This is a genomic window from Magnetospirillum sp. 15-1, from assembly GCF_900184795.1.
In the GTDB taxonomy this organism is placed as follows: Bacteria; Pseudomonadota; Alphaproteobacteria; order Rhodospirillales; family Magnetospirillaceae; genus Phaeospirillum.
The window spans coordinates 479,775-506,487 of the sequence record NZ_FXXN01000027.1; the positions used below are offsets into that span (position 1 = coordinate 479,775).

The 26,713-nt window shown below is 67.6% G+C and carries 22 protein-coding genes; 15 read left to right on the forward strand and 7 right to left on the reverse strand.

The genetic code is table 11. The features are described from left to right. Positions 1-10: 10 nt before the first annotated feature. Both dnaG and CP958_RS20515 read right to left on the reverse strand, forming a co-directional pair. Positions 11-1,885 (reverse strand): DNA primase, encoded by a 1,875-nt coding sequence (gene dnaG / locus CP958_RS20510; RefSeq protein ID WP_096704039.1) that lies wholly within the window; start codon positions 1,883-1,885, stop codon positions 11-13. A gap of 68 nt (positions 1,886-1,953) precedes the next feature. Continuing rightward, the gene (locus tag CP958_RS20515; RefSeq protein WP_096704040.1) at positions 1,954-2,412 is read right to left on the reverse strand and encodes a GatB/YqeY domain-containing protein; all 459 of its coding nucleotides are present in this window, start codon (positions 2,410-2,412) and stop codon (positions 1,954-1,956) included. Between the two features lie 332 nt (positions 2,413-2,744). Between CP958_RS20515 and carA the strand changes: the two genes are divergently transcribed. The 8 genes from carA (at position 2,745) to CP958_RS20555 (ending at position 12,131) form a co-directional block, all read left to right on the forward strand. Then, positions 2,745-3,950 (forward strand): glutamine-hydrolyzing carbamoyl-phosphate synthase small subunit, encoded by a 1,206-nt coding sequence (carA, locus tag CP958_RS20520; protein ID WP_170959045.1) that lies wholly within the window; start codon positions 2,745-2,747, stop codon positions 3,948-3,950. A gap of 45 nt (positions 3,951-3,995) precedes the next feature. Next, positions 3,996-4,379, forward strand: coding sequence for a GxxExxY protein (locus tag CP958_RS20525; protein ID WP_096704041.1), 384 nt, complete (start codon positions 3,996-3,998; stop codon positions 4,377-4,379). 62 nt (positions 4,380-4,441) lie between these two features. Beyond that, positions 4,442-7,699, forward strand: coding sequence for a carbamoyl-phosphate synthase large subunit (gene carB, locus CP958_RS20530; protein ID WP_096704042.1), 3,258 nt, complete (start codon positions 4,442-4,444; stop codon positions 7,697-7,699). Between the two features lie 110 nt (positions 7,700-7,809). Next, the gene (greA, locus tag CP958_RS20535; RefSeq protein ID WP_096704043.1) at positions 7,810-8,283 is read left to right on the forward strand and encodes a transcription elongation factor GreA; all 474 of its coding nucleotides are present in this window, start codon (positions 7,810-7,812) and stop codon (positions 8,281-8,283) included. A gap of 55 nt (positions 8,284-8,338) precedes the next feature. Next, positions 8,339-8,761 (forward strand): hypothetical protein, encoded by a 423-nt coding sequence (locus CP958_RS20540; RefSeq protein ID WP_096704044.1) that lies wholly within the window; start codon positions 8,339-8,341, stop codon positions 8,759-8,761. Next, entirely contained in the window at positions 8,758-9,666 is a 909-nt protein-coding gene (locus tag CP958_RS20545; RefSeq protein ID WP_096704045.1) for a Dyp-type peroxidase, read from the forward strand. The genes CP958_RS20540 and CP958_RS20545 overlap by 4 nt, the downstream gene beginning before the upstream one ends. Positions 9,667-9,678: 12 nt before the next feature. Then, complete coding sequence (locus CP958_RS20550) at positions 9,679-10,701, forward strand: PHB depolymerase family esterase (RefSeq protein WP_096704046.1); 1,023 nt, start codon at positions 9,679-9,681, stop codon at positions 10,699-10,701. 86 nt (positions 10,702-10,787) lie between these two features. Further along, positions 10,788-12,131: a hypothetical protein gene (locus CP958_RS20555; RefSeq protein ID WP_096704047.1), complete on the forward strand. Its 1,344-nt coding sequence runs from the start codon at positions 10,788-10,790 to the stop codon at positions 12,129-12,131. A gap of 3 nt (positions 12,132-12,134) precedes the next feature. On the opposite strand, the gene CP958_RS20560 is transcribed toward CP958_RS20555, so the two are convergent. Further along, complete coding sequence (locus CP958_RS20560) at positions 12,135-13,778, reverse strand: sensor histidine kinase (RefSeq protein WP_170959046.1); 1,644 nt, start codon at positions 13,776-13,778, stop codon at positions 12,135-12,137. A gap of 205 nt (positions 13,779-13,983) precedes the next feature. On the opposite strand from CP958_RS20560, the gene CP958_RS20565 reads away from it, so the two are divergent. After that, positions 13,984-16,167 carry a tetratricopeptide repeat protein gene (locus tag CP958_RS20565; RefSeq protein WP_096704049.1) on the forward strand — a complete coding sequence of 728 codons (2,184 nt, stop codon included), beginning with the start codon at positions 13,984-13,986 and terminating at the stop codon, positions 16,165-16,167. A 235-nt stretch (positions 16,168-16,402) separates the two neighbouring features. On the opposite strand, the gene CP958_RS20570 is transcribed toward CP958_RS20565, so the two are convergent. Both CP958_RS20570 and CP958_RS20575 read right to left on the reverse strand, forming a co-directional pair. Further along, the gene (locus tag CP958_RS20570) at positions 16,403-17,509 is read right to left on the reverse strand and encodes a CoA transferase (RefSeq protein WP_096704050.1); all 1,107 of its coding nucleotides are present in this window, start codon (positions 17,507-17,509) and stop codon (positions 16,403-16,405) included. Between the two features lie 2 nt (positions 17,510-17,511). Then, positions 17,512-18,291 carry an enoyl-CoA hydratase-related protein gene (locus tag CP958_RS20575; RefSeq protein ID WP_096704051.1) on the reverse strand — a complete coding sequence of 260 codons (780 nt, stop codon included), beginning with the start codon at positions 18,289-18,291 and terminating at the stop codon, positions 17,512-17,514. Between the two features lie 226 nt (positions 18,292-18,517). Here CP958_RS20575 and CP958_RS20580 point away from each other — a divergent pair, with 226 nt between their 5' ends. Both CP958_RS20580 and CP958_RS20585 read left to right on the forward strand, forming a co-directional pair. Then, the gene (locus tag CP958_RS20580; protein ID WP_096704052.1) at positions 18,518-20,548 is read left to right on the forward strand and encodes an elongation factor G; all 2,031 of its coding nucleotides are present in this window, start codon (positions 18,518-18,520) and stop codon (positions 20,546-20,548) included. Between the two features lie 67 nt (positions 20,549-20,615). After that, entirely contained in the window at positions 20,616-20,888 is a 273-nt protein-coding gene (locus CP958_RS20585; RefSeq protein WP_096704053.1) for a hypothetical protein, read from the forward strand. A gap of 18 nt (positions 20,889-20,906) precedes the next feature. On the opposite strand, the gene pseI is transcribed toward CP958_RS20585, so the two are convergent. Both pseI and pseG read right to left on the reverse strand, forming a co-directional pair. Beyond that, positions 20,907-21,953 (reverse strand): pseudaminic acid synthase, encoded by a 1,047-nt coding sequence (gene pseI / locus CP958_RS20590; protein ID WP_096704054.1) that lies wholly within the window; start codon positions 21,951-21,953, stop codon positions 20,907-20,909. Beyond that, positions 21,950-22,924 carry a UDP-2,4-diacetamido-2,4,6-trideoxy-beta-L-altropyranose hydrolase gene (gene pseG, locus CP958_RS20595; protein WP_096704055.1) on the reverse strand — a complete coding sequence of 325 codons (975 nt, stop codon included), beginning with the start codon at positions 22,922-22,924 and terminating at the stop codon, positions 21,950-21,952. Before pseG ends, pseI begins: the two co-directional genes overlap by 4 nt. Before the next feature lie 58 nt (positions 22,925-22,982). Here pseG and CP958_RS20600 point away from each other — a divergent pair, with 58 nt between their 5' ends. The 4 genes from CP958_RS20600 to CP958_RS20615 all read left to right on the forward strand — a co-directional run bounded on the left by CP958_RS20600 (position 22,983) and on the right by CP958_RS20615 (position 26,678). After that, positions 22,983-23,456, forward strand: coding sequence for a GNAT family N-acetyltransferase (locus tag CP958_RS20600; protein WP_096704056.1), 474 nt, complete (start codon positions 22,983-22,985; stop codon positions 23,454-23,456). A 37-nt stretch (positions 23,457-23,493) separates the two neighbouring features. After that, complete coding sequence (gene pseB, locus CP958_RS20605; protein WP_096704057.1) at positions 23,494-24,522, forward strand: UDP-N-acetylglucosamine 4,6-dehydratase (inverting); 1,029 nt, start codon at positions 23,494-23,496, stop codon at positions 24,520-24,522. Continuing rightward, on the forward strand, positions 24,519-25,715 hold the full coding sequence (pseC, locus tag CP958_RS20610; RefSeq protein WP_096704058.1) for a UDP-4-amino-4,6-dideoxy-N-acetyl-beta-L-altrosamine transaminase: 1,197 nt from the start codon (positions 24,519-24,521) through the stop codon (positions 25,713-25,715). Before pseB ends, pseC begins: the two co-directional genes overlap by 4 nt. A gap of 225 nt (positions 25,716-25,940) precedes the next feature. Next, positions 25,941-26,678, forward strand: coding sequence for a glycosyltransferase family protein (locus CP958_RS20615; protein ID WP_096704059.1), 738 nt, complete (start codon positions 25,941-25,943; stop codon positions 26,676-26,678). Positions 26,679-26,713 lie beyond the last annotated feature (35 nt).

Consider the following 26,713-nt stretch of genomic DNA (forward strand, 5'->3'; position numbering starts at 1 on the left):
AATATAATCGTCAGCCGTTCCCGGACGCTTCGTCGTCCAGGCTTGTGGCCGTCTGCTGCTGCTTCTTCACCGCCTCGAAACGGCTCCACGACGCGGCCGTGGGGCCCTGGGCGAGTTCGGCGTTGGCTTCGCTCACGTCAGCCAGCAGGTCCTTCCTGGTATAAAGATTGTAGACGTGTTCCCAGTGGGTCCGGGCTTCCTCGGTGGAAAGGTCACCGCGCAGGGCGCGCACCCGCCTTTCGTTGGCATCGAGCAGGAAGTCCAGAATCTCGGAATATCCGTCTGTCCTCAAATGGGTGACGAGACCGTCCGCGTCAAGGTCGCGGGCAGCCCCGAGGTGCTTTAGAATCCCACGTCGAAGATTGTCAAGGGTCTTGTCCGCGAAAGTGGTCTCGCCGAGCCTCTCGCCGATGGAATCCATCAGGCGGGGATGGTCGAGAATCAGGGCCAGCATCATCCATTCCTGGGCGCCGGAATTGGGGCGCGGCGGGCGCGGGCGGCCGACGCCGGGCAGCAATCCGTCGGGACCTTTCAGCGGTGCCTGGGGATCGGGGCGGAAGCGGCCGAAGCCCTTGCCGCCCATGCGGGCGCCGCCGGCATTGTTCCACGGGCGGGGCGGCGAGCGGAACGAGTCCTTGGCCTTCTGGCGGAAGGTGGCGAGGTACTGATAGCGCACCGCCTCGTCGGCGATGGAATAGGCCTTCTCGGCCAGTTCCTTTTCCAGCAGCGCGCGGCGCTCCGGCGTGTCCAGCGGCCGGTCCTCGGTGGCGATGCGCCAGGCCACCTCGACCATGGGCTGGGCGGCGTCCAGCACGGCGGCCATGGCGGCCGGCCCCTTGGCCTTGATCAGCGAATCCGGGTCCTCGGGCGGCGGCAGGGTGGCGAAGCGCAGCGAGTGGCCGGGCTTGAGGATGGGAAAGGCGCGCTCCAGGGCGCGCTCCATGGCCCGCTGGCCGGCTTTGTCGCCATCCAGGCACAGGATGGGCTCGGGGGCGAGGCGCCACAGCTCCTCGATCTGCTGCTCGGTCACCGCCGTGCCCAGCGGCGCCACCGCATGGGCGAAGCCCGCCTGGTGCAGGGCGATGACGTCCATGTAGCCCTCGACCACCACCACCCGGTTCAACGCGCGCGCCTGCTCGCGGGCATGGGCGAGGCCGTAGAGGGTCTGGCCCTTGTGGAACAGCGGCGTGTCGGGCGAGTTGAGGTATTTGGGCTGGCCGTCGCCCAGGGTTCGGGCGCCGAAGCCGATCACCCGGCCGCGCCGGTCGGTGATGGGGAACATCACCCGGCCGCGGAAATAGTCGAACGAGCCGCCGCCGTTATCGGGCTTCTTCAACAGCCCGGCCTCGGCCAGCAGGCTTTCCGGGCATTCCTTGCTCATCAGCGCGGATTTGAGCGCCTCGCGGGACTCGGGGGCGAAGCCTAAGCGGAAGCGGGCGATGGTGTCGTCGGTGAGGCCGCGGTTCTTGAGATAGGCGAGACCTTCCCGTCCGGCCGGTCCGCGCAGGTGCTTCTCGAAGAATTGGGCGGCGGATTCCAGGGCGTCGTGCAGGGAGGCGCGGCGCTGCTCGCGCACCCGCTCCTCGGGGGTGGCCTTGGGGACCTCGATCCCGGCCTCGGCGGCCAGCTTTTCCACCGCCTCGGTGAAGCTCAAGTGCCCGGCCCGCATCTCGAAGCCGATGGCGTCGCCATGGGCGCCGCAGCCGAAGCAGTGGAAAAAGCCCTTGTCCTCGTTGACGGTGAAGGACGGGGTCTTTTCGTTGTGGAAGGGGCACAGGCCCTGGTGCTCGCGCCCCTTGCGGATCAGCTTGACCCGGCGGGCCACCACCGAGGTGACCGGGATTCGGGCGCGCAGTTCGTCGAGGAATTGGGGGGGGAAGGCCATGGAGGCTTAAGGTCCCGGGTCTAAAGGCGGTGGCTGGCCCCAACCATATGGGGCCGGGCCGGGGGGAATCAGCCCCCCAGTTCCTTCTTCACCACCGCGCCGGCCTTGGCGAAGTCCATGCTGCCGGCGTGGCCTTCCTTCAGCGCCGCCATGACCTTGCCCATGTCCTTGATGCCGCCGGCGCCGGTGGCGGCGATGGCGGCCTTGACGGCGGCGGCGATCTCCGCCTCGTCCATCTGACGGGGCAGGAACCTCTCGATGATGGCGATTTCCTCGGCTTCCTGCTTCGCCAGCTCCGGACGGCCGCCCTGCTCGTACATGGTGATGCTCTCGCGGCGCTGCTTGATCATCGACTGCAGCATCTGGCGGATTTCGTCCTCGCCGATGCCGTCGGCGACGCCCTTGGGCCGGGCCGCGATGTCGCGATCCTTCAGCGCCGCCAGGATCAGGCGGACCGTGGAGACCGTGCGGGCATCCTTGCCCAGCATCGCGGCCTTGAGCGCGTCGTTCAACTGCTGGCGCAGCATGGCAACCCCTTGTTTGGGAAAGCGCACAGGCTACTCCAAATCCACACGGAAAGGAAGCCTATCCATGGATTGGCAGCCCATTGAAAAAGAAGGGTTTTCTTGGGGATGTCGCAAGGCTTGACTCTGTCCGCGCCCGTCATTATAAGGCGCGGAATTTACCTGACGCCGAATGGGCCACGACACGGCCCCGCAGCCCCGAAGGTCTTGCCTGTTCGCGAGATGCTCCGGCGGCCTTTTGCGGCCCAAGTTCGGCGGGGGAAGGTTCGCCTTCCTCGTGATAATGTACCTGCGGCCGGAGTTCTTCCGGCCCGCGAACGCGACAAAGGACCGACATGCCGAACCAACACGGGACCGCACCGAAGCCCAGCAGCCAGGTGCCGACCTTTGATGCGCCGCGCCCCCCGGGCGCGACCGGAGCTCTGGTCCTGACCGACGGCACCGTGCTGTGGGGCAAGGGTATCGGCGCCACCGGCTCCAACGTGGGCGAGGTGGTGTTCACCACCGGCATGACCGGCTATCAGGAAACCCTGACCGATCCTTCCTTCGCCGGCCAGATCATCACCTTCACCTTCCCGCACGTGGGCAATGTCGGCACCAATGCCGAGGACCTCGAGACCACCAATGCGGCGGCGCGCGGCGTGATCCTGCGCGCCGACATCACCGATCCCGCTAACTGGCGCTCGGCCAAGCACCTGGATTCGTGGCTGAAGACCAACAACATCGTCGGTATCTGCGGCATCGACACCCGGGCGCTGACCCGGCGCATCCGTGAGAAGGGCGCCCCCAACGGCGTCATCGTCCACGCCCCCGACGGCAATTTCGATCTGGCCGCCCTGTGGGGCAAGGCCAGCGGCTGGCCGGGCCTGGAGGGCATGGACCTGGCGGTGGACGTCACCTGCGCCCAGACCTATTCCTGGGACGAGACCGAGTGGTCCTTGCGCGGCGGCTACGGTAAGCAGGACAATCCCCGCTTCCACGTGGTGGCCATCGATTTCGGCGCCAAGCGCAACATCCTGCGCTGTCTGGCCGAGACCGGCTGCAAGGTGACGGTGCTGCCGGCCGATGCCACCGCCGAGCAGGTTCTGGCGCTCGAGCCCGACGGCGTGTTCCTGTCCAACGGCCCCGGCGACCCGGCGGCGACGGCCAAGTATGCCGTGCCCATGATCCAGGGCGTGATCAAGTCGGGCAAGCCGCTGTTCGGCATCTGTCTCGGCCATCAGATGCTGTCCCTGGCGCTGGGCGCCAAGACCTTCAAAATGGACACCGGCCATCGCGGCGCCAACCACCCGGTCAAGGACCTGGAGACCGGCAAGGTGGAGATCACCAGCCAGAACCACGGCTTCGTGGTGGACGAAAAGTCCCTGCCGGCTGGCGTCAAGGTCACCCACCGCTCACTGTTCGACGGCTCGGTGGAAGGCATCGCCGTCGATGGCAAGCCGGTGTTCTCGGTCCAGTACCACCCGGAAGCTTCGCCGGGGCCGCAGGACGCCCATTACCTGTTCGAGCGGTTCATCGGGTTGATGGAGACGCGGGGTTAGGCGGACGCTTTCATTTCACCACGAAGGCACGAAGGCGCGAAGGAATTGGAAGGTGACAAGGAATTCGACGCCGTCAGCCGAAGGGTGATTGGATTGGCGATCGAGGTTCACAGGGCTTTGGGTCCGGGACTTCTTGAATCGGCCTACGAGCAGTGCCTTGCTCACGAGTTGGAGTTGAACGAAGTTCCATTCAGGCGGCAGGTTCCCGTTCCGGTCGTCTACAAGGGAATGAAACTGGACTGCGCTTACAGGCTCGACCTGGTTGTTGCCGATACGCTGGTCCTGGAAATCAAAGCGGTTGAGAAATTGCTGCCGGTGCACGGCGCTCAACTGCTGACCTATCTGAAGTTGACCGGCATCCGGGCCGGTCTTTTGCTGAACTTTAACAGCGAGGTGCTCCGAGACGGCATGAAAAGGGTGGTTCTTTGAACCTTCGTGCTTCCTTCGTGCCTTCGTGCCTTCGTGGTTAATTCATTCGCTGGAACCAGACGATGCCCAAACGTACAGACATCAAGTCCATCCTCATCATCGGCGCCGGTCCGATCGTCATCGGCCAGGCCTGCGAGTTCGACTATTCCGGCGTGCAGGCGTGCAAGGCGCTGAAGGACGAGGGCTACCGGGTCATCCTGGTCAACTCCAATCCGGCGACCATCATGACCGATCCCGGTCTGGCCGACGCCACCTACATCGAGCCCATCACACCCGAGATCGTCGCCAAGATCATCGAGAAGGAGCGTCCCGACGCCCTGCTGCCCACCATGGGCGGCCAGACGGCTCTGAACACCGCCATGAAGCTGGCGGATATGGGCATCCTCGAGAAGTTCGGCGTCGAGATGATCGCCGCCAAGCGCGACGTCATCGCCAAGGCCGAGGACCGGCTGCTGTTCCGCGACGCCATGGACAAGATCGGTCTGGAAAGCCCGAAGTCCCGCATGGTCAAGACCCTGCAGGAAGCGCGGGAAGCCCTGGATTTCGTCGGCCTGCCGGCCATCATCCGCCCCAGCTTCACCCTGGCCGGCACCGGTGGCGGTATCGCCTACAACGTGGCGGAGTACGAGCACATCGTCTCGGGCGGTCTGGCTGCCTCTCCCGTGCACGAGGTCCTGGTCGAGGAATCGGTGCTCGGCTGGAAGGAATACGAGATGGAGGTTGTCCGCGATCGTAAGGACAACTGCATCATCATCTGCTCCATCGAGAACGTCGACCCCATGGGCGTGCACACCGGTGATTCCATCACCGTCGCCCCGGCCCTGACGCTGACCGACAAGGAATACCAGATCATGCGCAACGCCTCGCTGGCGGTGCTGCGCGAGATCGGGGTGGATACCGGCGGCTCCAACGTGCAGTTCGCGGTCAACCCCAAGGACGGCCGCATGACCGTCATCGAGATGAATCCGCGCGTGTCGCGCTCGTCGGCCCTGGCGTCCAAGGCCACCGGCTTCCCCATCGCCAAGGTGGCGGCCAAGCTGGCGGTGGGCTACACGCTCGACGAACTGACCAACGACATCACCGGCTGCACCCCGGCGTCGTTCGAGCCGACCATCGATTACGTGGTCACCAAGATTCCGCGCTTCACCTTCGAGAAGTTCCCCGGTGCCGATCCCAACCTGACCACCTCCATGAAGTCGGTGGGCGAGGCCATGGCCATCGGCCGCACCTTCCAGGAATCCTTGCAGAAGGGCCTCAGGAGCATGGAGACCGGCCTGACCGGTCTGGACGAGGTGGAGATTCCCGGCGCCGGTGCCGGCGACATGAAGGACGCGGTGAAGTCGGCCCTGGCCCAGCCGCGCCACGACCGTCTGCTGGTCATCGGCCAGGCCTTCCGTCTGGGGCTGTCCATCGACGAGGTCCACGCCGCCTGCTTCTACGACAAGTGGTTCCTGGCCCAGCTCAAGGGCATCGTCGAGGCCGAGGCCGAGGTCAAGGCCAAGGGCCTGCCCATCGACGCTCCCGGCCTGCTGCGTCTGAAGAAGATGGGCTTCTCGGATCAGCGCCTCGCCAAGCTGTCGGGCAAGTCGCTGGTGGAGACCGCTTTCCGCCGCGAGGTGCTGAACGTCAAGCCGGTGTTCAAGCGCATCGATACCTGCGCCGCCGAGTTCCCGTCGTCCACCGCCTATATGTACTCGTGCTACGAGGGCGACGGCGTCAACCCGCCGGAATGCGAGGCCGCGCCGTCGGACCGGACCAAGGTGATCATCCTGGGCGGCGGTCCCAACCGCATCGGCCAGGGTATCGAGTTCGACTATTGCTGCGTCCATGCCGCCTACGCCCTCGACGAGGCCGGCAAGGAGACCATCATGGTCAACTGCAATCCGGAAACCGTGTCCACCGACTACGACACCTCGGACCGCCTGTACTTCGAGCCGCTGACCGCCGAGACGGTGATCGATCTGGTGCGCAAGGAGCAGTCCAACGGCAAGGTCCTGGGCTGCATCGTCCAGTTCGGCGGCCAGACGCCCTTGAAGCTGGCCCACGCCCTGGAGCAGGCCGGCATTCCGATCCTGGGCACCAGCCCGGATTCCATCGATCTGGCCGAGGACCGCGAGCGCTTCCAGAAGCTGCTCCACGATCTGGGCCTCAAGCAGCCGGCCAACGGCACCGCCCGCTCGCTGGACGAGGCCATCAAGGTGGCCGAGAAGATCGGCTATCCCGTGGTGATCCGCCCCAGCTTCGTGCTGGGCGGCCGCGCCATGCAGATCGTTTACGACCACGAGGCCCTCGAGCGCTACATGCACGAGGCGGTCAAGGTGTCGGGCGACGATCCGGTGCTGATCGACTACTACCTGAAGGACGCCATCGAGGTGGACGTCGACGCCCTGTGCGACGGCAAGCAGGTCTATGTCGCCGGCATCATGCAGCACATCGAGGAGGCGGGCATCCATTCGGGCGATTCCGCCTGCTCGCTGCCGCCCTATTCGCTGGACAAGGCCACCGTCACCGAGCTGGAGCGCCAGACGGCGCTTCTCGCCAAGGCGCTCAACGTGGTCGGCCTGATGAACTGCCAGTACGCCATCAAGGACGGCGACATCTACATCCTGGAGGTCAATCCGCGCGCGTCCCGCACGGTGCCCTTCGTCGCCAAGGCCACCGGCGTGCCCATCGCCAAGATCGCGGCCCGCGTCATGGCCGGCGAGACCCTGGCCTCGTTCGGCCTCTCCACCCGCCCCGAGCTCAAGCACGTGGCGGTGAAGGAGGCGGTGTTCCCCTTCGCCCGCTTCCCCGGCGTCGACATCCTGCTCGGGCCGGAAATGAAGTCCACCGGCGAGGTGATGGGCATCGATTCCGACTTCGCGCGGGCCTTCGCCAAGAGCCAGCTTGGGGCCGGCACCCACCTGCCGACCGAAGGCGGGGCCTTCATCTCGGTGCGCGACGGCGACAAGCCGGCCATGGTCGAGATCGCCCGGCGCCTGCTGGAGATGGGCTTCAAGGTGATGGCCACCGACGGCACCGCCTTCTATCTGAAGGATCGGGGCGTGGCCGGCGTCACCATCGTCAACAAGGTGCTGGAAGGCCGTCCCCACTGCGTCGATGCCATGATGAACGGCCAGGTGCAGCTGGTGGTCAACACCACCGAGGGCAGCCAGGCGGTGAAGGACAGCTTCTCCATTCGCCGTACGGCGCTGACCAACAACATTCCCCACTACACAACGGTGGCCGGGGCGCGGGCCGCGGTCGAGGCCATCGAGGCTATGCGTTGCGGCACGCTTGATGTGGCGCCGCTGCAATCGTACTTTAAAGGGTCGTTCTAGCGATCCGATCCCGACGCCCGGGGCGCCGGGCAGAGGGTGAATCGGCTCGCTGTCTTATGGATTGTGGGGAAAACCACGGGTTTTCCCCACCAGGGGAGCACGGGCGTCCGATGGAAAAGATACCGATGACTCCGGCTGGGTTGGCCCAGCTGGAGGATGAGCTTAGGACCCTGAAATCGGTGGAGCGCCCGGCGGTGATCCGGGCGATCGCCGAAGCGCGTGAACACGGCGATCTGTCCGAGAACGCCGAGTATCATGCGGCGCGCGAGCGTCAGAGTTTCATCGAGGGCCGGGTCTCCGAGCTGGAGGACATCATCTCCCGCGCCCAGGTGATCGACATCGCCACCCTGTCGGGCGATCAGGTGCGTTTCGGCGCCACCGTCACCCTGGCCGACGAGGATTCTGACGACGAGGTGGTCTACACCATCGTCGGCGCCCACGAAGCCGACATCAAGTCGGGGCGCATGTCGGTGCACTCGCCGCTGGCCCGCGCCCTGATCGGCAAGCATCTGGGCGACACCGTCGAGGTCACCGCGCCGGGCGGCTCCAAGTCCTACGAGATCGTTGATGTGCGCTTCGGTTAGGCCGGGGCCCGCTTCGGTTAACACTGGGCGTTTCGCCTAGGGCGGGGAGGAGGCGATGGGCGAGGTCCACGGCTCCTGCCACTGTGGCGCGGTTCGTGTTTCCTATGCCTCGGACGGCCCCATGGCGGGCCGCCGTTGCGGCTGCGGCTTCTGCCGCCGCCACGGAGGGCTTTACACCACCGACCCCGCCGGGCGGCTGAGCATCGAGGCGGCGGCGGGATCGCTCAACCGCTACCGCTTCGGACAGCGCACCGCCGATTTCCTGCTGTGCGCCCATTGCGGCGTGCTGGTGGCGGTCACTGCCGGAATCGACGGCATCCTGCGTGGCGTGGTCAACCTCGCCGTCATGGAGCCTCCGGTCGATCTCCCCTCTGACATTCCGGCTATGGACTTCGAGGGCGAGAGCGAACAGGATCGCACCGCCCGTCGCCGTCGCACCTGGATCGGCAACGTGGACATCGAAGAGGTTCCATCATGACCCAGCCCCAATCGGCCATCTGCGCGGAAGGCGGCGATTTCGGCCTGTTCCTCACCCTGGTCCTGGCCGATGGCGATGTCGCGCCGGTGCGCCGCGTCCTGGCGGCGCTGCCCGATATGACCGAGGTCCTGGCGGCCCAGTTGGACGAGCCCGGTCTGCTCAGTTCGGTGGCCATCGGGGCGGAGTGCTGGGGTCGACTGACCGGCCGGGAATTGCCAGATGGGCTGGTGCCCTTCGCCCCGCTGGCCGAGGGCGGCCGCAAGGCGCCCGCCACGCCCGCCGACCTGTTCCTTCACATCCACTCGCCCCGCGTCGATGCCAACCTGATGCTGGCCCGCCGGGTGATGGGAGCCCTTGGCTCCCACGTGCGGGTGGTGGAGGAGGTGATGGGCTTCCGCCACCTGGGCAAGCGCGACCTGACCGGTTTCGTGGACGGCACCGAGAACCCCGAGGGCGACGAGCGGGCCGAGGTGGCGCTGGTCAAGGACGGTCCCTTCGCCGGCGGCAGCTTCGTCTCGCTGCAACGCTACGTCCATGACCTGCCCCGCTGGGAAGGACTGTCGCTGGCCGATCAGGAGGCCGCCATCGGCCGCACCAAGGAAAGCGACGAGGAGATGGATGACGAGGTCAAGCCGCCGTCGGCCCACATCGCCCGCGTGGTGATCGAGGAGGACGGCCGGGAGCTGGAAGTGCTGCGCCATTCCATGCCCTACGGCACCACCTCGGAAAACGGCCTGTACTTCATCGCCTACTGCGCCAGCCCGCTTCCGTTCCGCAAGATGCTGGAGCGCATGGTGCTGTCGGCGGGCGACGGTCATCACGACCGGCTGCTGGACTTCACCCGCGCGGTGACCGGCGCCGCCTTCTTCGCACCGTCGGTCGAGTTCCTGACGTCCTTGTCCTGAGGAGTGCAAAGCATGTTGTCCCGTCTCGGCGCCTTGCTGTTGGCCGCTCTCGCGATGTGGGCCGGTCCTGCCGCCGCCACCGAGTTCCAGTCGGTATCGGGTGTGCATGCCGACGGGAGCCAGGTGTGGTGGTGGAACCTGGAGGTGAAGGCCTATGTTCCCGACGCCGCCCGCGGGCGGCCGGGGCCGGTGGTCCTGCTGCTGCACGGCTGCAAGCAGGAGGGCGTTCCCTTCGCCACGGACACCGGCTGGCGCGATCTGGCGGAAAAGCGGGGCTTCGCCCTGCTGGTGGCCGAGTTCACGGATTCCGTCTCGGGCGTTCCCGGCAACAATTGCATGTGGTGGTTCGATGCCGACCAGCGCCTGCCCACCGAGCGTAACATCACCGGCCGGCTGTACCAGGACGTGCTGAAGGCGCGGGAAACCTATGGCATCGGCGGCGGCGACAATTTCGTGGTCGGCCTGTCGGCCGGCGGCGCCATGGCCCAGGTGCTGCTGGCGGCCCTGCCCGACGCCTTCGCCGCCGGGGCTTCCTTGTCGGGCCTGCCGGTGGGCTGCGCCCAGATCGGCGGGGTGACCGGCGGGTCCTATTTCGCCACCCCCGAGGTGCGGCGCGCCTTCGGCTGCATGGAAGGTCCGGCCGAGGTCAAGCCCCAGGACTGGGCCAAGGAAATCGCCCGCCTTCATCCCTCCCGCGCCAAGTGGCCGCGCCTGTCCATCTGGCAGGGCGATGCCGACAAGACGGTGGCCTGCGTCAACGCGGTGGAGATTGCCAGCCAGTGGGCCGGGCTGCATGGCGCCGCCCTGCCGGCCTTTACCGCCTGCGACCAGACCCACCGCAATCCGCCGCCCTTCGATCCGGTGTGGACCGCCACACGGGGCGAGGCCGAGACGGTGGTGGAATTGCGGCTGCTGCCGGGCTTCGGCCACGCCGCGCCGGTGGCGCCCGCCGCCGGCTGTGGCCGTGAGGGCGCCTACGTGGCCAATGCCGGCATCTGCGCCGCGTCCGAGATCGCCGGCTTCTTCGGTCTGTGATCCCAAGCCGTCGACACATGACGCAAGTCAAGCCGCCGCCGGGCCGCCTGGGCTAGGCTGCCCCGGAGATTACCTGGGGAGAGGTCATGAAGCGCACGGTTCCGCTCGTTCTGCTGCTGTTGTCGTCCACCTCGGCCCTGGCCGCCGGGGCGGCGATGGAGGCCCGCAACTATGTCGCCCGCCGGTTGACCGCCGAAAGCCACGTACAGGTGGAAGTGGCGGGGGTGGACGTGTCCGGTGCCGCCTGCCGGGTCAGCGGCACGGTGCGCAAGGTATTCGCCGGCAAGCCGACGGTGGGCGAACCCCTGTCGTTCCTGGTGCCCTGCGGGGCCGGTGCCTTCTGGTCGGCCGAGAAGCTGAAAGCCGCCAAGGTGGCCGAGGTCTTCCTCAAATCCGGCTTGGGTGGGTTGGAGGCCGTTGACGACGGCGAGGGGTTGCGCGGCCTGGCCGCGGTGACCGGACAGCCGCAATCGGTGGATGACCCCGCTTTGGTGCGCGAGATGACCGAGAGCATCGCCCGCTACCGCATCGAAGGGGAAACCTCGCGGCGCGACCCGACCGCCGCCCTGTCCCTGGCGCGGGTGGCCGATCCGGTGCTGCGTGCCCGTCTGCTGGCCCATGCCGCCGGCCTGATGACCGTACGCCGCCTGTCCGAGGCCGAGGCGACCGCCGACGAGGCGGTGGCGGCGGTCAAGGCGCTGTCCGATGCCGATACGCGGCTGGAATCCGGGCTGGTGGCGCTGGAATCCCTGGCCATGGGCCAGGCGAGGAAGGGGGCGCTGACCCTGGCGGCGATTCTGGAGCCCCAGGTGGACGCCCTGACCGAGCCGTCCCGGCGCGACGCCGCCACCCTGGTGCTGTACGGCGCCCGTATCCGCTCCGACGATCCCGCCGCCGCCTTCGCGTCGCTGTCCAAGGTGACCGATCCGGCCACAAGGCGCGACCGGCTGTCCAACATGCCTTTCGCCCAGAAGGATTTCAGCCCGGTCAATCCGGAATCCCTGGGCTGGATGGACCGCCTGCTGGGCGGTGCCGAGGCGCTGCCGCCCGGCGAGTTCCGCACCGAGGCCGTGACCCAGTTGTGTCGGACCGCCCAGCGCTCGGCCATGGAGATGGCCAAGATGCAGAATCTGGTGGGCAAGGCCGCCGCCATGGCCGAAGTCGCCGCCAGGCGCCGCCATGCTCCCTCGGCCCAGTTGCTGGCCCTGATCCGCGAGATGGAGGGCGGAAACGCCGCCAGGACCGAGGCGGCGCGCTGGTACGCGGTATCGGCCAACGGCTTCGACGGCGGAGACAAGCTCAAGGCCGAGGCGCTGAAGGCGCTGGGCACCTTCACTCCGGCCGAACGCTCCGCCGCCGCCCGCCTGTTGCGGCCCTCGGCCAGCGGCGAGATATCGCCCACCCGGCTGGTGGAACTGGCCGCCAAATAGGGGTCATTCCGCCGGCAGCAGGACGTGCAGCCGGGTCTGGCCCTCGCCGGTGGTTTCGGCCCACAGGCGGCCGCCGTGCATCTGGGTGATCTTGCGGCACAGCGCCAGGCTGAGGGTCGGGTTGCCGTCCTTGCCCGGCGTGCTGCCGGGGCTCATCAGCGGGAACGAGGTTTCGCTCTCGCCGAAATCGATATCGGTGTTGTCGGCGCTGACCGTCAGGTGCCACATGTCGTCGTCCCGCTCGGCACTCATGCCGATGGTCTGGCGGGCGTCGGGGCGGCGCCGGGCCAGGATGGCCGAGACCATGTGGTGGAACAGTCCGGCCAGATGCTGGCGGTCACCCATGATCTCAGGCAATTCCCCCGCCTTGATAACGGCCCCGGCGGCCTTGAGGCGCGGTTCCAGCAGACTGACGGTTTCGGCCGCGATACCCGACAGCGAGACCGGCTGATACGGGCTGCATTGCGCCACGCCCAGATAGCGTTGCAGGGCGTCGAGCTGTGCCCGCATGCGTTCGATGCCCGAACGGATGAATCCCAGATATTCACCCAGGTCGCCGCCCTCGCCGCCGGCCGCCTTGCGCACCAGAAGCTGGGCGTAGGACAGCACGGTGCGCAGCGGCTCCTGCAGGTGATGGGCGGAAATCTCCGCCATGTGGCGCAGTTCCTCGTTGGCCAATTCCAGATCGGTGGTGCGCCGGGCCAGCAGCCTCTCGAAACGCTCGCGCTCGACCAGTTGCCGATACAGGGCCCAGGTGATGGCCGCCGCCGCCAGGGTCAGCGGCAGGGCGATGATCGCCAGGGTCGTGGCGTAGTCGCGCCATTCCGCCATGGTGTCGTCATAGAGGGTGGAAACCGAAATCACCGCCGGAAGATTGCTCAGCCGGCGGTAGCTGGCCTGCCGCAGCCGGCCGTCGGTGGCGACCACGCTGGCATAGCTGCCCGTGGGGGCGGCGGCGAGATGGTCCCTGAACAGCGGGCCTTGCGAGAAATCCTTGCCGATCATGGACTCGTCGGCCGGCCCTCGGCCCAGCAAGGTGCCGTCGGTACCGAACAGGGCGATGGTGCCGTTGGGCTTGTGGCGGACGGAATCGAACAGGGTGTTGAGCTGATCCAGGTGGATCGTCACCGCCACCACCGCCTCCAGCCGGCCGTCCGGGTCGCGATGGGCCTGACTGACCGGAAGCACGGGCAGGCCGTTGACCCGGCTGATGGTGGGCTTGCCGATGAACAGGCCGACGTTCTGGTGCCGATGAACCTGAACATAGTCGCGGTCCGCCACCGTAAGGCCTCCCGGCGGACGTTCGGGGTAGCTGTGGAGAAAGCTGCCGTCGGGCGCCACGACCCGGATGGAGGCCAATTGGGGGGCCTGCCGCAGGGTGCTGGACAGGAAGCCCCCGAAGGCCGGATCAAGGGGGCCGATGCCCCACTCGCGGTCCAGGCGCTCGCCCACCAGGGACAGCACCAGTGCCGCCTGCCGGAAAATGCCGCTGGTATGCTCGGCCAGGGTATCGGCCAGCCGTTCGGTGTTGGCCTGACGGTCGCGCATCAGGTCGCTTCGGCGTTGCCAGGCCATGGAACTGAACGTGGCGACGATGAACAGCACGGCAAGCGCCCCCATCACCACCACGCTGGTGCTGGCGCGCAACGCAACCCCCTTGCTTCTGCCGTTTGGCATAATCATCCCAGTCCAATTGGCGGGGGCATCATAACAGCCGCTTGACGGGGATCAACAACGGGAGGTCTGCATATGCGCACATTCGGTTTTCCGTAATACTCCGCTCGTTGCCGCCTTGCCTCTCCGGTCCCCTCCGTGCCATCGTTTCGGCCGGAACAATTGCGGGGACACCACATTGGCCGATGATTTCGCCAAGGCAGTCGAGCTCCATCAGGCGGGCAGGCTCCTGGAGGCCGTGGAGATCTACCAGCGAATTCTCGTCGCCAATCCCTATGACGAGGGCGCCAACCACCTGTTGGGCGTGGCCTGCTCCCAATTGGGCCAGTTCGACCTCGCCATCCACCTGATCGGCGAGGCGATCCGCGCCAACGACCGGATTCCCGATTACCACGTCAATCTGGGCAACGCCCTGTTCAGCACCCGCCGGTTGCCCGAGGCGGAAGCGTCCTACCGCCGTGCCCTGGCGCTCAACGCCGAGATTCCCGAGGCGCTGTTCGGCCTGGGCAACACCCTGGCCCAGACCGGCCGTCTGGACGACGCCCTGGAATCCCACCGCAAGGCGGTGGCCCTGCGGCCCAATTTCGTCGAGGCCCTGGCCAATATGGCCGGAGTGCTGAACCGCCTGGGCCGTCCGGCCGAGGCGGTGGACAAGCTGCGCCGCGCCGTGGCCGAGCGTCCGGGCGAGGCCAGCCTGCAAGCCGATCTGGGGCGTGCCCTGCTGGCCTCCGACCGTCCTTCGGAGGCCGATGTCGCGGTTGCCCGCGCGTTGCGGCTGGCTCCCGACAGCGCTCCCATCCTGGTGGCGGCCGCCGACGTGATCCGGGCTCGCGGACGGATCGGGGAGGCGCTGGAGCATGCGGCCCGCGCCGCCGATCTGGCCCCCAATTATCCGCCGGCCGTGCTGATTCTGGCCCGTCAGTTGCGGGCCATGGGACGCGACGAGCGTTCCGCCGAGACCTACCTGCGGCTGGCCGGCATCGAGGGCGCCGGGGTGGCGCACCTGTTCGAGGCGGCCAATGCCATGAACGAGATGCGCCGCCTGCCCGAGGCGGTGGCTCTCTACCAGACCCTGCTGGCCCGCGAGCACGATCACTCCGAGGTATGGAACAACCTGGGCAACGCGCTGCGTGAACAGGGGGAACTGGATCGCGCCGCCGAGTGCTATGAAAACGCCGAGAGGCTCAGCCCCGACGACCCCATCGTCATGTCCAACCGGGCGGCCCTGCTGGGCAGTCTGGGGCGCGTCGAGGAGGCCGAGGCGCTGTCCCGCCGGGTGGTGGAGCTGTCGCCGGGGGCGGCCATTCCGCTGTCCAATCTCGGTCAGGCCCTCTATGCCCAGGGCCGCATGCAAGAGGCCAAGGAACAGTTCGACGCGGCGGGCGAAGCCGATCCCAGCAACGACGACATCGCGTTCCACCGGGGCATCGCTCGCCTGATGCTGGGCGAGTTCGCCGAAGGCTGGGCGCTCTACGAGGCGCGCTGGGGCAATCGCAAGCGGCGGGAGCCTCCCCGCCATGCCGACACGCCGCAATGGCGGGGCGAGGACCTGGAGGGGCGCACCCTTCTGCTGTGGTCCGAGCAGGGCTTCGGCGATACCCTGCAATTCGTCCGCTTCGCTCCGCTGGCGGCGGCACGCGGGGCGCGGGTGATCCTGGAGGTGCAGCCCGCCCTGGTCTCGCTGCTGCGCGAGATGCCGGGCATCGCCAAGGTGGTGGCGGTGGGCGAGGAGACCGGGCCCTTCGACCTGCAGGCGCCGATGATGAGTCTGCCCCTGGCCTTCGGCACCACCTTGAAGACCATTCCCGCTTCCATTCCCTATCTGGTCCCGCCGGCCGAGCGTCTGGAGCCCTGGAGCCGACGCCTGCGGGCCGGGCTGCCGGCCGGGCCGCGCATCGGACTGGTCTGGGCCGGGGATTCCCGCGAACACGATGTGGAATGCCTGCTGATCGATCGTCGCCGTTCGCTGACGCTCAAGCAACTGGAACCGGTCCTCGCGGTGGACGGCGCCTCCTTCGTCAGCCTGCAGGTGGGCAAGCAGGGCCTTCAGGTCGGCGACGAGCCGCGCGTTGCAGACCTGACCGCCGGCATCACCGATTTCGCCGATACCGCCGCCCTGATCAGCGGCCTCGATCTGGTGATCAGCGTCGACACCTCCACCGCCCATCTGGCCGCCGCCATGGGCAAGCCGGTATGGCTGCTGTCGCGCTTCGACGGCTGCTGGCGCTGGCTGCAGGGCCGCGACGACAGCCCGTGGTATCCCACCCTGCGCCTTTACCGCCAGCCCAAGGCCGGCGATTGGGACACGCCCCTGGCCCGTATGGCCGAGGATTTGAAGGCTTGGCTCAAGGCAAGGACGTGACAGTACGGCCGGCTCTGGATTTTTTGACCGCAATGGTTTAGCGTAAGGGGAGGTAGCTGACGGATGTTGCTGCATCCGTCAGCCGCCCCTAGCCTCGGGTCAGAGCGAGGCGGATGCGAATCCGCCACGGTAACCTGAGCACCAGGAGAAAGCGCATCTTGATCATGCGATTTCCTCCTTGACGGCGGACCGGACCTCCCGGCCCGCCGTCGTCATTTCTACCAATGATGTGCTATCAAGACCATCCGCTGATCACCGCTTCGGCCGCTTTCTCGCAGAGCGGCCGGCGGGGGCGGGGGCGCTCGCCTTCCATCAGCACGGGTAGCAGCACCTCGACCAGCCCCTGTTCGCTGACATGGGTGAAGCCGCGGGCCTGATGGTGGGGGTGACCGGCCACTTCGTGGGGTTCCAGCACCGGCTCGAAGGTACAGTCGGCGGGTTCGAGCAATGCGGTCCACTCGCCCAGGGTGCGGCTGGCGAACATCGCCTCCATCTCGGCGATCAGGGCGGTCTGGGGCAGGGGCTCGGCCTGGCGGGCGACCCATTCGGGCTTGCCCAGGGCGGTGCAGAACGACTGCCAGAACTTCTCCTCCAGTGCCGCGATGGCGGCGAAGCGGCCGTCTTGCGTCTTATAGATGCGGTAGAAGGCGGCGCCGCCGTTGATCAGATCGTGCTCGCGCTTGGGGTCGCCCCAGCGGTGCGCCATGGTCAGTACGCCGCCCATCCACGACAGCGCCGCCTCGGCCAGCGAAATGTCGATGGTGGTGCCCCGGCCGGTGGTCGAGCGCTTCAGCAGGGCCGCCAGGATGGAGTTGACCGCCAGCATGGCGCCGGCATGGTCGGCCAGGGGCGGAAAGGTCATGATGGGCCGCTCGGCCGGGCCGCTGGCCGCCAGCAGACCGGTGACCGCCAGATAGGTGACGTCGTGCCCCGCCCGGGTGGCGAAGGGGCCGGTGCCGCCATAGCCCGACAGGGCGCAATGGACCAGCCGGGGATTGATCTGGTGCAGGCGCTCGATGCCGAAACCCAGGCGTTCCATCACGCCGGGGCGAAAGCCCTCCAGCAGCACGTCGGCCCCGGCGACCAGTTCGGCGAAGCGGACCTTGCCGTCCTCGGATTTGAGATCGAGGCTGACGATGGTCTTGTTGGCGTTGGCCAGCTTGTAGAAGGCGGTGGTGCCGTCCGCGTCCACCGGTCCCATGGTGCGCATGGGGTCGCCGGCCGGGCTCTCTATCTTGATCACCTCGGCGCCCAGGTCGGACAGCCACAGGGTGGCCAGCGGGCCGGGAATGTACATGGACAGGTCGAGGACCTTCAGCCCCGCGAGGCAATCGGCGATCATGTTCAGCTCCAACTCGGCTTTCTCTTTTCGGTGAGCGCGGTGACGCCCTCGCGGCATTCGGCGCCGGCGCGGGCGTCGACGAACTGGGCCACGGTGTAGCGCATCAGGTCGGGACCGGCCGGGCTGTCGTCGACCACGCGCAACATGTCCTTGGCGGCGGCCTGGGCCTTGGGGGCGCCCTTCAGGCAGGCGTCGACCATCAGGTCGCGGGCGGCGTCCAGCTTGTCGGCGGCGACCACCGCGTGGATCAGGCCGAGGCGCAGCGCCTCGCGGGCGTCGAAGCGTTCGCCCGACAGCACGTAGCGGCGCATGGCCCGCGTACCGATGGCGGCGGCGATGTGCGGCATGATCAGGGTGGGCGAGAAGCCGGCCCGCACCTCGGGCAGCGAAAAGCTGGCCTCGTCGGCGGCGACCACCATGTCGGAAACGGAGACGATGCCCGCCCCCATGCCCAGGGCGGCGCCCTGGACCTTGGCGACCACCGGCTTGGCGCAGCGGTCGATGGCGTCCAGCATCACCGCCATCTGCATGGCGCTGCGGCTGACCTCCTCGGCGTCCTGGTCCAGCATGGCCCGCGTCCAGCCGATGTCGCCGCCGGCGCAGAAGCTGGGCCCCTGACCCTCGATCACCACGACGCGCACCGCCTCGGCGACGGACAGCTTCTGGAAGGTCTGGGCGAGGTTGCCGACCATCTGCTCGTCCAGCGCGTTGTGCAGTTCGGGCCGGCACAGCATCACGGTGGCGATGGCGCCGCTGATCTTGACGTGGATGGTATCGGTCATGGTTTTCCCTTCCCCGGAGCGGTTGCTCCAGTAAACCACGCCCGCGGCGAATCAACCAAGACGCAAGCAGTGCAGCCTTGTGGCGGGCGAGGCCCATTTCCTGTTGCCAGGGGCCGCTTTGACTGAAACCATGGTGGGGCTGGGCGCGGGGGGTTCCGGCGCCCAGGCAAACCGAGAAACCGGCCTCGCCGAGAAATCGGCCAAACCGAGAAATTCCGGAGGGTCCATGACGTCCAAGTCTCCTTCCTCGCCGCGCGCCTGTGCCCTGGTCGGGCCGTTCGCCGGCGGCAAGACCAGTCTGCTCGAAGCCATGCTGTTCGCCTGCGGCGCCACCCAGCGCCAGGGCCGTATCAAGGACGGCACCACCACGGGAGATTCCAGTCCCGAGGCCCGCGCCCGCCTGATGAGCGTCGAGCCCAATATCGCCAGCGCCGAATATCTGGGCGAGAAGTGGACCTTCATCGATTGCCCCGGCTCGGTGGAGTTCCAGCAGGATTCCTACGCCGCCCTGATGGTCGCCGACGTGGCGGTGGTGGTGTGCGAGCCCGATCCGGCACGCGCCGTGATGGTCGCCCCGGTGCTGAAGTTCCTGGACGAGCACAAGGTCCCCCACCTGCTGTTCGTCAACAAGATCGACACGGCCGGGACACGGCTCAGGGAGACGCTCGAGGCGCTGCAGGCGGTGTCCGACCGCCCCCTGGTCATGCGCGAGATCCCCATCCGTGAGGGCGACGCGGTCACCGGCTATATCGATCTGGTCAGCGAGCGGGCCTACAAGTACCGCCCCGGCCAGTCCTCGGCGGTGATCAAGATTCCCGACGCCCTCAAGGGTGAGGAAAGCGCGGCGCGCCAGGAGATGCTGGAGCATCTGGCCGATTTCGACGACCACCTGATGGAGGAGTTGCTGGAGGACATCCAGCCGCCCACCGACGAGGTCTATACCGACCTGGGCAAGGATCTGGCCGACGACCTGATCGTACCGGTGTTCTTCGGTTCGGCCGAGAATGACGGCGGCATCCACCGCCTTTTGAAGGCGCTGCGCCACGACAGCCCCGGCCCCGCCGCCACCGCCGCCCGGCTGGGCATCAAGGCGGATGGCGCCCCCATGGCCCAGGTGTTCAAGACGGTGCATGCCGCCCACACCGGCAAGCTCAGCTTTGCGCGCGTCTGGCGGGGCGAGTTCGCCGACAACCAATCCCTGGAGGTGGGGCGTATCGGCGGCCTTTATGTCATGACCGGCGGCACGCCCACCAAGGTCGCCAAGGTGGGAGCGGGCGAGGTCTGCGCCTTCGGCCGTCTCGACCCGGTGACCACCGGCATGGTGATCGGCGGTGCCGCCGACGCGGGGATGGCGGCCTGGCCCCAGCCGTTGCCGCCGCTGTTCGCCTTCGCGCTGGCTGCCGAGAAGAAGGGCGACGACGTCAAGCTGACCGGCGCCATCGCCAAGCTGGCCGAGGAGGACCCCTCGCTGTCGCTCGAACACGGCGAGTTCGGCGAGCAGGTGCTGCGCGGCCAGGGCGAGATTCACCTGCAGGTGGCCATCGACCGCCTGAAAAGCCGCTTCAACATGGGCGTGGTGACAAAAAAGCCGACGGTTCCCTACAAGGAGACCATCCGCAAATCCACCTCGGTGCATGGCCGCCACAAGAAGCAGTCGGGCGGCCACGGCCAGTTCGGCGACATCCACATTGATATCGCGCCGCTGCCCAGGGGCTCGGGCTTTCATTTCGTCGACAAGATCGTCGGCGGCGTGGTGCCGCGCCAGTACATTCCCTCGGTGGAGGAAGGCGTCGCCGACTTCCTTCATCAGGGGCCGTTCGGCTTCCCGGTGGTCGACCTGCAGGTGACGCTGACCTCGGGCAGCTACCACGCGGTGGACAGTTCGGACATGGCCTTCAAGGCGGCGGCCCGCATCGCCATGAGCGAAGGCATGCCCCTGTGCGAGCCGGTGCTGCTGGAACCCGTCCTGGCGGTGGAAATCTCGGTGCCCTCCGACTTCACCGCCAAGGCCCAGCGCATCGTCTCGGGCCGGCGCGGCCAGATTCTCGGCTATGACGCCAAGGACGGCTGGCAGGGCTGGGATGCCGTCTCGGCCTATCTGCCCCAGGCGGAAATGGACGATCTGATCGTCGAACTGCGCTCGCTGACCATGGGGGTGGGAACCTTCTCGTGGAAGTTCGACCACCTGCAGGAAATCAGCGGCCGCGTCGCCGACAAGGTGATCGAAAGCCGCAAGGAGGCGCTCGCCAACGCCTGAGGCTGGCATTTCCTGGCGGCACGATGCTATAGAGCGGGGCTCTGACCCGGATCAAGGAGCCCCGCTCATGGAAAACCGCGAGATGTTCGACGAGATCGCCGCCCTGATCGGCTCCATCGCCAAGGCGTTCGATATCTCCGACGGCGACGTGGTGGCCGCCATCGAGCAGGGCGGCATCGGCATGGAAATGATCACCGACGACGAGGGCCGCAACTGCGTCGAGGCCACCCATGACGGCCGGGTGGCCCGCATCTATCCCGGCGCCATCTTCCGGGTCGGCGACCTGCCGCCGGAAAAGGACGAGGATTGCGGCGGCGGCGGCTGTTCCTGCGGGCACTGAGCCGCGCCCCTTTCCTCCTTATTCGATCATCGACCAGTCGAAGGCGGTGCCGCGCGGCACCATTTTGCGTGCCTTGCGTCCCAGGATTTCCGGCAGAAACTTCGGCTCCAGCCCGTAGCCCGGGCGGATGGAGCGCACCTTATCCTCGGTGATGGTCTCGCCGGGGTGCAGGTCCTCGACCACATAGAGCGAGCGGCGGAAGGCCCTGGAGCCCTGTTCGCAGTCGGCCAGGGCGTACGAGATGCGCCCGCGCGCCGTCCAGGCGGCGCGGCAGTCGCGGACCAGTTGGGCCAGTTCCTCGGGCTCCAGCGAGAAGTGGGAATCCAGCCCGCCATCGGCGCGGCGCAGCGTGAAGTGCTTCTCGACCACGCAGGCGCCCAGCGCCACCGCCGCCACCGCCACCGCCGTGCCCCGGGTGTGGTCGGACAGGCCCACCGGCACGCCGAAGGCCTGGGCCATGTGGGGGATGGTGGCGAGGTTGGAATCCTCGGTGGGCGCCGGGTAGGAACTGATGCAGTGGAGCAGCACCAGCTGGTCGTTGCCGGCCCGGCGCACCGTCTCCACCGTGGCGGCGATGTCGCCCAGGCCCGCCATGCCGGTGGACACGATGATCGGCTTGCCCTTGGCCGCCGCGTGGGACACCAGGCCGGGGTCGGCCATCTCGAAACTGGCGATCTTGAAGGCCGGGGCATCCAGTCCGGCCAGGAAATCCACCGCCGCCTTGTCGAAGGGCGAGGAAAAGACGATCAGCCCCAGTTCCCTGCCCCGCTCGAACAGCTTGGGGTGCCAGTCCCAGGGCGTCTGGGCCTCGGCGTAAAGATCGAACAGCTTACGCCCGGCCCACGGGCCGCCCTCGATGACGAAATCGGGGCGGTCGCAATCGATGGTGATGGAATCGGGCTTCAGGGTCTGCAGTTTGACCGCGTCGGCCCCGGCGCTCGCGGCGGCCTCCAGCAGCGCCATGGCGCGGCCCAGGTCGCCGTTATGGTTGGCCGACATCTCGGCGATGACGAACGGCGGATGATCGGGGCCGATGGGGCGGCCGGCGATGGAAATCTCGGTCATGGGGCAAGGCCTTTCAGGGACGGCAGGCGGCGAAGGGCGTCGGCGACGCGGGCGGCGCCCCGGCCGTCGCACAATCGGGCGGTGGCGGACGACATGGCCCGCAGATCACCGGGGGAAACGGCCAGGGCGGCGGGCAGGTCCGTCACGGCGATCAGGCGGGCGGCGCCGCTTTCGGCCACCAGACGGGCCACGTCGCGCTGATTGTCGGCGATGACCAGCATCAGGGTGGGCAGGCCCAGGCAGCAGCGTTCCCAGGTGGAGGTTCCGCCGGCGCCGATGGCGAGGTCGGCCCCGGCCATCAGCCCGGCCATGTCCGAGACGCCCACGTGCACGGCGGCGCGGGGCAGGGTGGCGGCCTGGGCACGCACCGCCTCCAGGTGAGGGGCCTTGGCGCCCATCACCACGTCGATGGCCAGGTCCGAGCCGGCGATGGCCTCCAGCACCGCCCCGGTGACGTTGTCGGGATCGGTGCCGCCCAGGCTGACCAGAAGGCGGCGCAAGGACCCGTCGCGCCGCGCCAGGGCGGCCGGGCGGGCGGCGGCGAATTGCGGCCGCAGCAGGGCATATTCGGAGCCGGCCAGCACGATGCTGTTGTGGGGCGCCAGATCGCGGTATTCCTCCGCCCGGCGCCCGAAGGTCTGGTCGAGCAGCAGGTCGCAATGATGGCGCCGGATGGGCAGGTCATCCATGACCATCACCGCCCGGCTCATGCTTCGGATGCGGGCTTCCTCCGCCGCGTCGATGCCGTAATGGTCGACCACCACCAGGGCGGCGCCGAAGGGCAGGCGTTCGGGCGGCAGGACCGGATAGGGCAGCGACGGCACGAGTTCGCGGGTTCCCGCCGCCGCGACGAACAGGCATAGGGCGCCCCGCCGCGACACTTCGTCGGCCAGGGTAAGGCAGCGCGTGACGTGGCCGGTGCCGATGGCGGCGGAAGCGTCGGCGCGAAAACAGATGGTGGGCGTGACCATGACTGGAAAACTGGCTAGACTCGTCGCTCCAGTATAGGCGGGTCGGAGGGCAGGGCAAATGGAGTTCCGTAGGGCCGAGAGCGGCGATGCGCCCGACCTGCTGGTCTGGCGCAACGATCCGGCCACCATCGCCAGTTCCCTGACCGGGGCGGCGGTGGAGGAGGCGGTTCACTTCGCCTGGATCGCCCGTGTGCTCGCCAGCCCGGATTATATCCTGCTGATGGCCGAGCAGGCGGGGGAGAAGCTCGGCATGGTGCGCTTCGACCGCGAGGACGACGGCGCCTGGGAGGTCAGCATCAACCTCGCCCCCTCGGCGCGTGGACGCGGTCTGGCGGCGGACGTGCTGGCCGGCAGCATCGCGGCGGCGTTTCCCGGCGACGGGCGTCCCGAACTGGTCGCCCAGGTCAGGCGAACGAATCCCGCCAGTTGGCGCATCTTTCTGCGCTGCGGATTCGTGCTGGAGGGGGAGGAGGACGGAGTGGGAACCTTCCGCCTTGCCCGTTCTTGTGGAGACGGGGACCGCATGCCATGATCCGCCCAGCAAATGTTGCCGCCGAAGGAGTGATGCCTTGACCGCGTCCAAGTACTACGACATCGACCTTGATCTCGAAGGCAAGTCCATCCTGGTCACCGGCGGTACCGGCTCGTTCGGCAAGAAGTTCGTAAAGACGGTGCTGGAGCGCTACAACCCCCATCGCCTGATCATCTTCTCGCGCGATGAGCTGAAGCAGTTCGAGATGGCCCAGATGTTCGACCCGGCCCAGCATCGCTGCCTGCGTTACTTCCTGGGTGACGTCCGCGACCGTGAACGCCTGCAGATGGCCATGCGCGAGGTGGACGTGGTGGTGCACGCCGCCGCCCTGAAGCAGGTCCCGGCGGCCGAGTACAATCCGTTCGAATTCGTCCGTACCAATATCCTGGGTGCCGAGAACGTGGTGCAGGCGGCGCTGGCCAACAAGGTTGGCCACGTCATCGCGCTGTCCACCGACAAGGCCATGAGCCCCATCAACCTCTATGGCGCCACCAAGCTGGCGTCGGACAAGATTTTCGTCGCCGCCAACAATCTGTCGGGCTCGGTGGGCTCCAAGTTCGCGGTGGTGCGCTACGGCAACGTGGTGGGCTCGCGCGGTTCGGTCGTGCCGTTCTTCCACAAGCTGATCCAGGCCGGCGCCATCGAACTGCCCATCACCGACGCCCGCATGACCCGCTTCTGGATCACCCTGGAGCAGGGCGTCGACTTCGTGCTGTCCTGCCTGGACAAGATGCAGGGCGGCGAGACCTATATCCCCAAGATTCCCTCCATGCGCATGACCGATCTGGCCGAGGCCATGGGGCCGGGCCTGCCGCACAAGATCATCGGCATCCGGCCGGGCGAGAAGATTCACGAGGTGATGATCACCGAGGATTACGCCCGCAACACGGTGGAATTGCCCGACCGCTACATCATCCAGCCGGTCTTCGCCTTCTGGACCACCGAGCACCTGATCGATGCCGGCGCCAAGGTGGTGCCCGACGATTTCCGCTACGGCTCGGACAACAACACCGACTGGATGGACGGGCCCCGGCTCCATTCCATGCTGTCGGGGCTCGAACTGTGACCCAAGAGGCTTTTCTCCCCTATTGCCGCCATGTGGTGGACGAGGACGATATCGCCGCCGTGGCGGCGGTGATGCGCGGCGACATCCTGACCACCGGCCCGGCCGTCGCCGCCTTCGAGGACGCCCTGGCCCGCATCGTGGGAGCGCGGCACGCCGTGGTCTGCGCCAACGGCACCGCCGCCCTGCATCTGGCGGTCCTGGCGCTGGGGCTGGGGCCGGGTGACGCGGTGCTGGTTCCCGCCCAGACCTTCGCCGCCACCGGCAATTGCGCCCGCTATGTGGGGGCCGAGGTGGTGTTGACCGACGTCGACCCGGACAGCGGCCTGATGCGCGTCGGGGATTTGGAGGCGGCCATCGCCGCCCATCCGGGCAAGCGCTTCAAGGCCGTGTTGCCGGTCCATCTCAACGGCCAGTCGGCGGACATGCCGGGACTGGCGGCGGTGGCGCGGCGCCATGGCCTTGCCATCGTCGAGGATTGCTGCCACGCGCTCGGCACCAATGCCGCCGACGGCACGGTGATCGGCGATTGCCGCCACGGCGACATGAACGTCTTTTCCTTCCACCCGGCCAAGACCATCGCCATGGGCGAGGGCGGGGCGATCACCACCAACGACGGTGAACTGGCGACGAAGCTGCGGCTGTTCCGCAGCCATGGCATCACGCGGGATGCCTCGGTCTTCGTGGACGCGGAAGGCGGGTTCGACGCCGAGGGCGCTGCCAATCCCTGGTACTACGAAATGCAGGCGCTGGGCTTCAACTACCGGGCCTCGGACATCCAGTGCGCCCTGGGCCTGAGCCAGTTGAACAAGCTGCCCCGCTTCGCCGAGACGCGGCGCCGCCTGGTGCGGCACTACCGGGAGAAGCTGGCCCCGCTGGCTCCCAAGGTGAAGCCCATCACCCTGTCGGGTGGCGAGGCGGTCTGGCACCTGTCGGTGGCGCTGATCGACTATGACGTCTGCGGCACCACGCGGGCCCAGGTGATGAATGCCCTGCGGGCCAGGGGCATCGGTACCCAGGTCAATTACATCCCCATGCATAAGCTGCCCTATTACCGCGATCTGCTGGGCGAGATCAGCCTTCCGGGGGCAGAGGAATACTACCGCCGCTGCCTGTCGCTGCCGCTCTCGGCCGCCATGACCGAGGCCGACGTGGAGCGGGTGGTGGAGGGCTTGCGCGAGGTTCTGGGGCTGTGAGTGGAATGGCGGGTCCTCTTGGCCCGTTCGTCACCGTCGGGAGGCGGATGCGATGATTCACCACCAAGACACCAAGAACACCAAGAGGGCGCAGCCCTCGGGCTCTCTCTCCCTTTTTCGGCGACAGCCGCAAGCCGAGGGGAAAAGTCGCCTTGGTGTTCTTGGTGTCTTGGTGGTTGAGCGGCGGTGCCGCCCCACGGGGCGATTCGTTCGGGATGACAATCCATGACCGCCGCAATCATCGTCCAGGCCCGCATGGGCTCCACCCGTCTGCCGGGCAAGGTTCTGAAACCCCTGGGCGGCATGACCGCCCTGGCCCAGTGTCTGCGCCGATGCAAGGCCATTCCCGGTATCGACCGGGTGGTCTGCGCCATCCCCCATGGCGATGCCGAGGCGCCGGTGGCGGCGGAAGCGGAGCGGTGCGGCGCCCTGGTGGCGCGCGGTCCTTCCGACGACGTGCTGAAACGCTATCGCATCGCGGCCGAGGCGGCGGGGGCCGATATCGTCATGCGGGTGACCAGCGACTGTCCGCTGATCGACCCCCTGCTGTGCGGGCGCCTGCTGACCAAGCTGCGGGACGAGGGGCTGGACTTCGTCTGCAACAACACCCCTCATTCCTGGCCGCACGGCCTGGACGCCGAGGCGTTCACCATGAGGCTGCTGGCCGAGGCCGACGAGCGGGCCACCGAACCCTTCGACCGCGAGCACGTCACGCCGTGGATGCGCCGTGCTCCCCACCTGAAGCGCGGCAATATCGCCCGTGATGGGGCCGATCTGTCGGAAGAGTGCCGCTGGACCCTGGACTATCCCGAGGATTACGCCTTCCTGGCGGCACTGTTCGAGCGCCTGCCGGAAGCCATCGTGCCCATGGACGACGTGCTGGCGGTGCTGGCGGCCCATCCCGAACTGGCGGAAATCAACGCCATGCGCCGGGGAGTTAGGGCCAAGCCGCCTGGGACGTAGCGCTCTTTCCAAGTGCGGTGCGGGCGACCCCACCG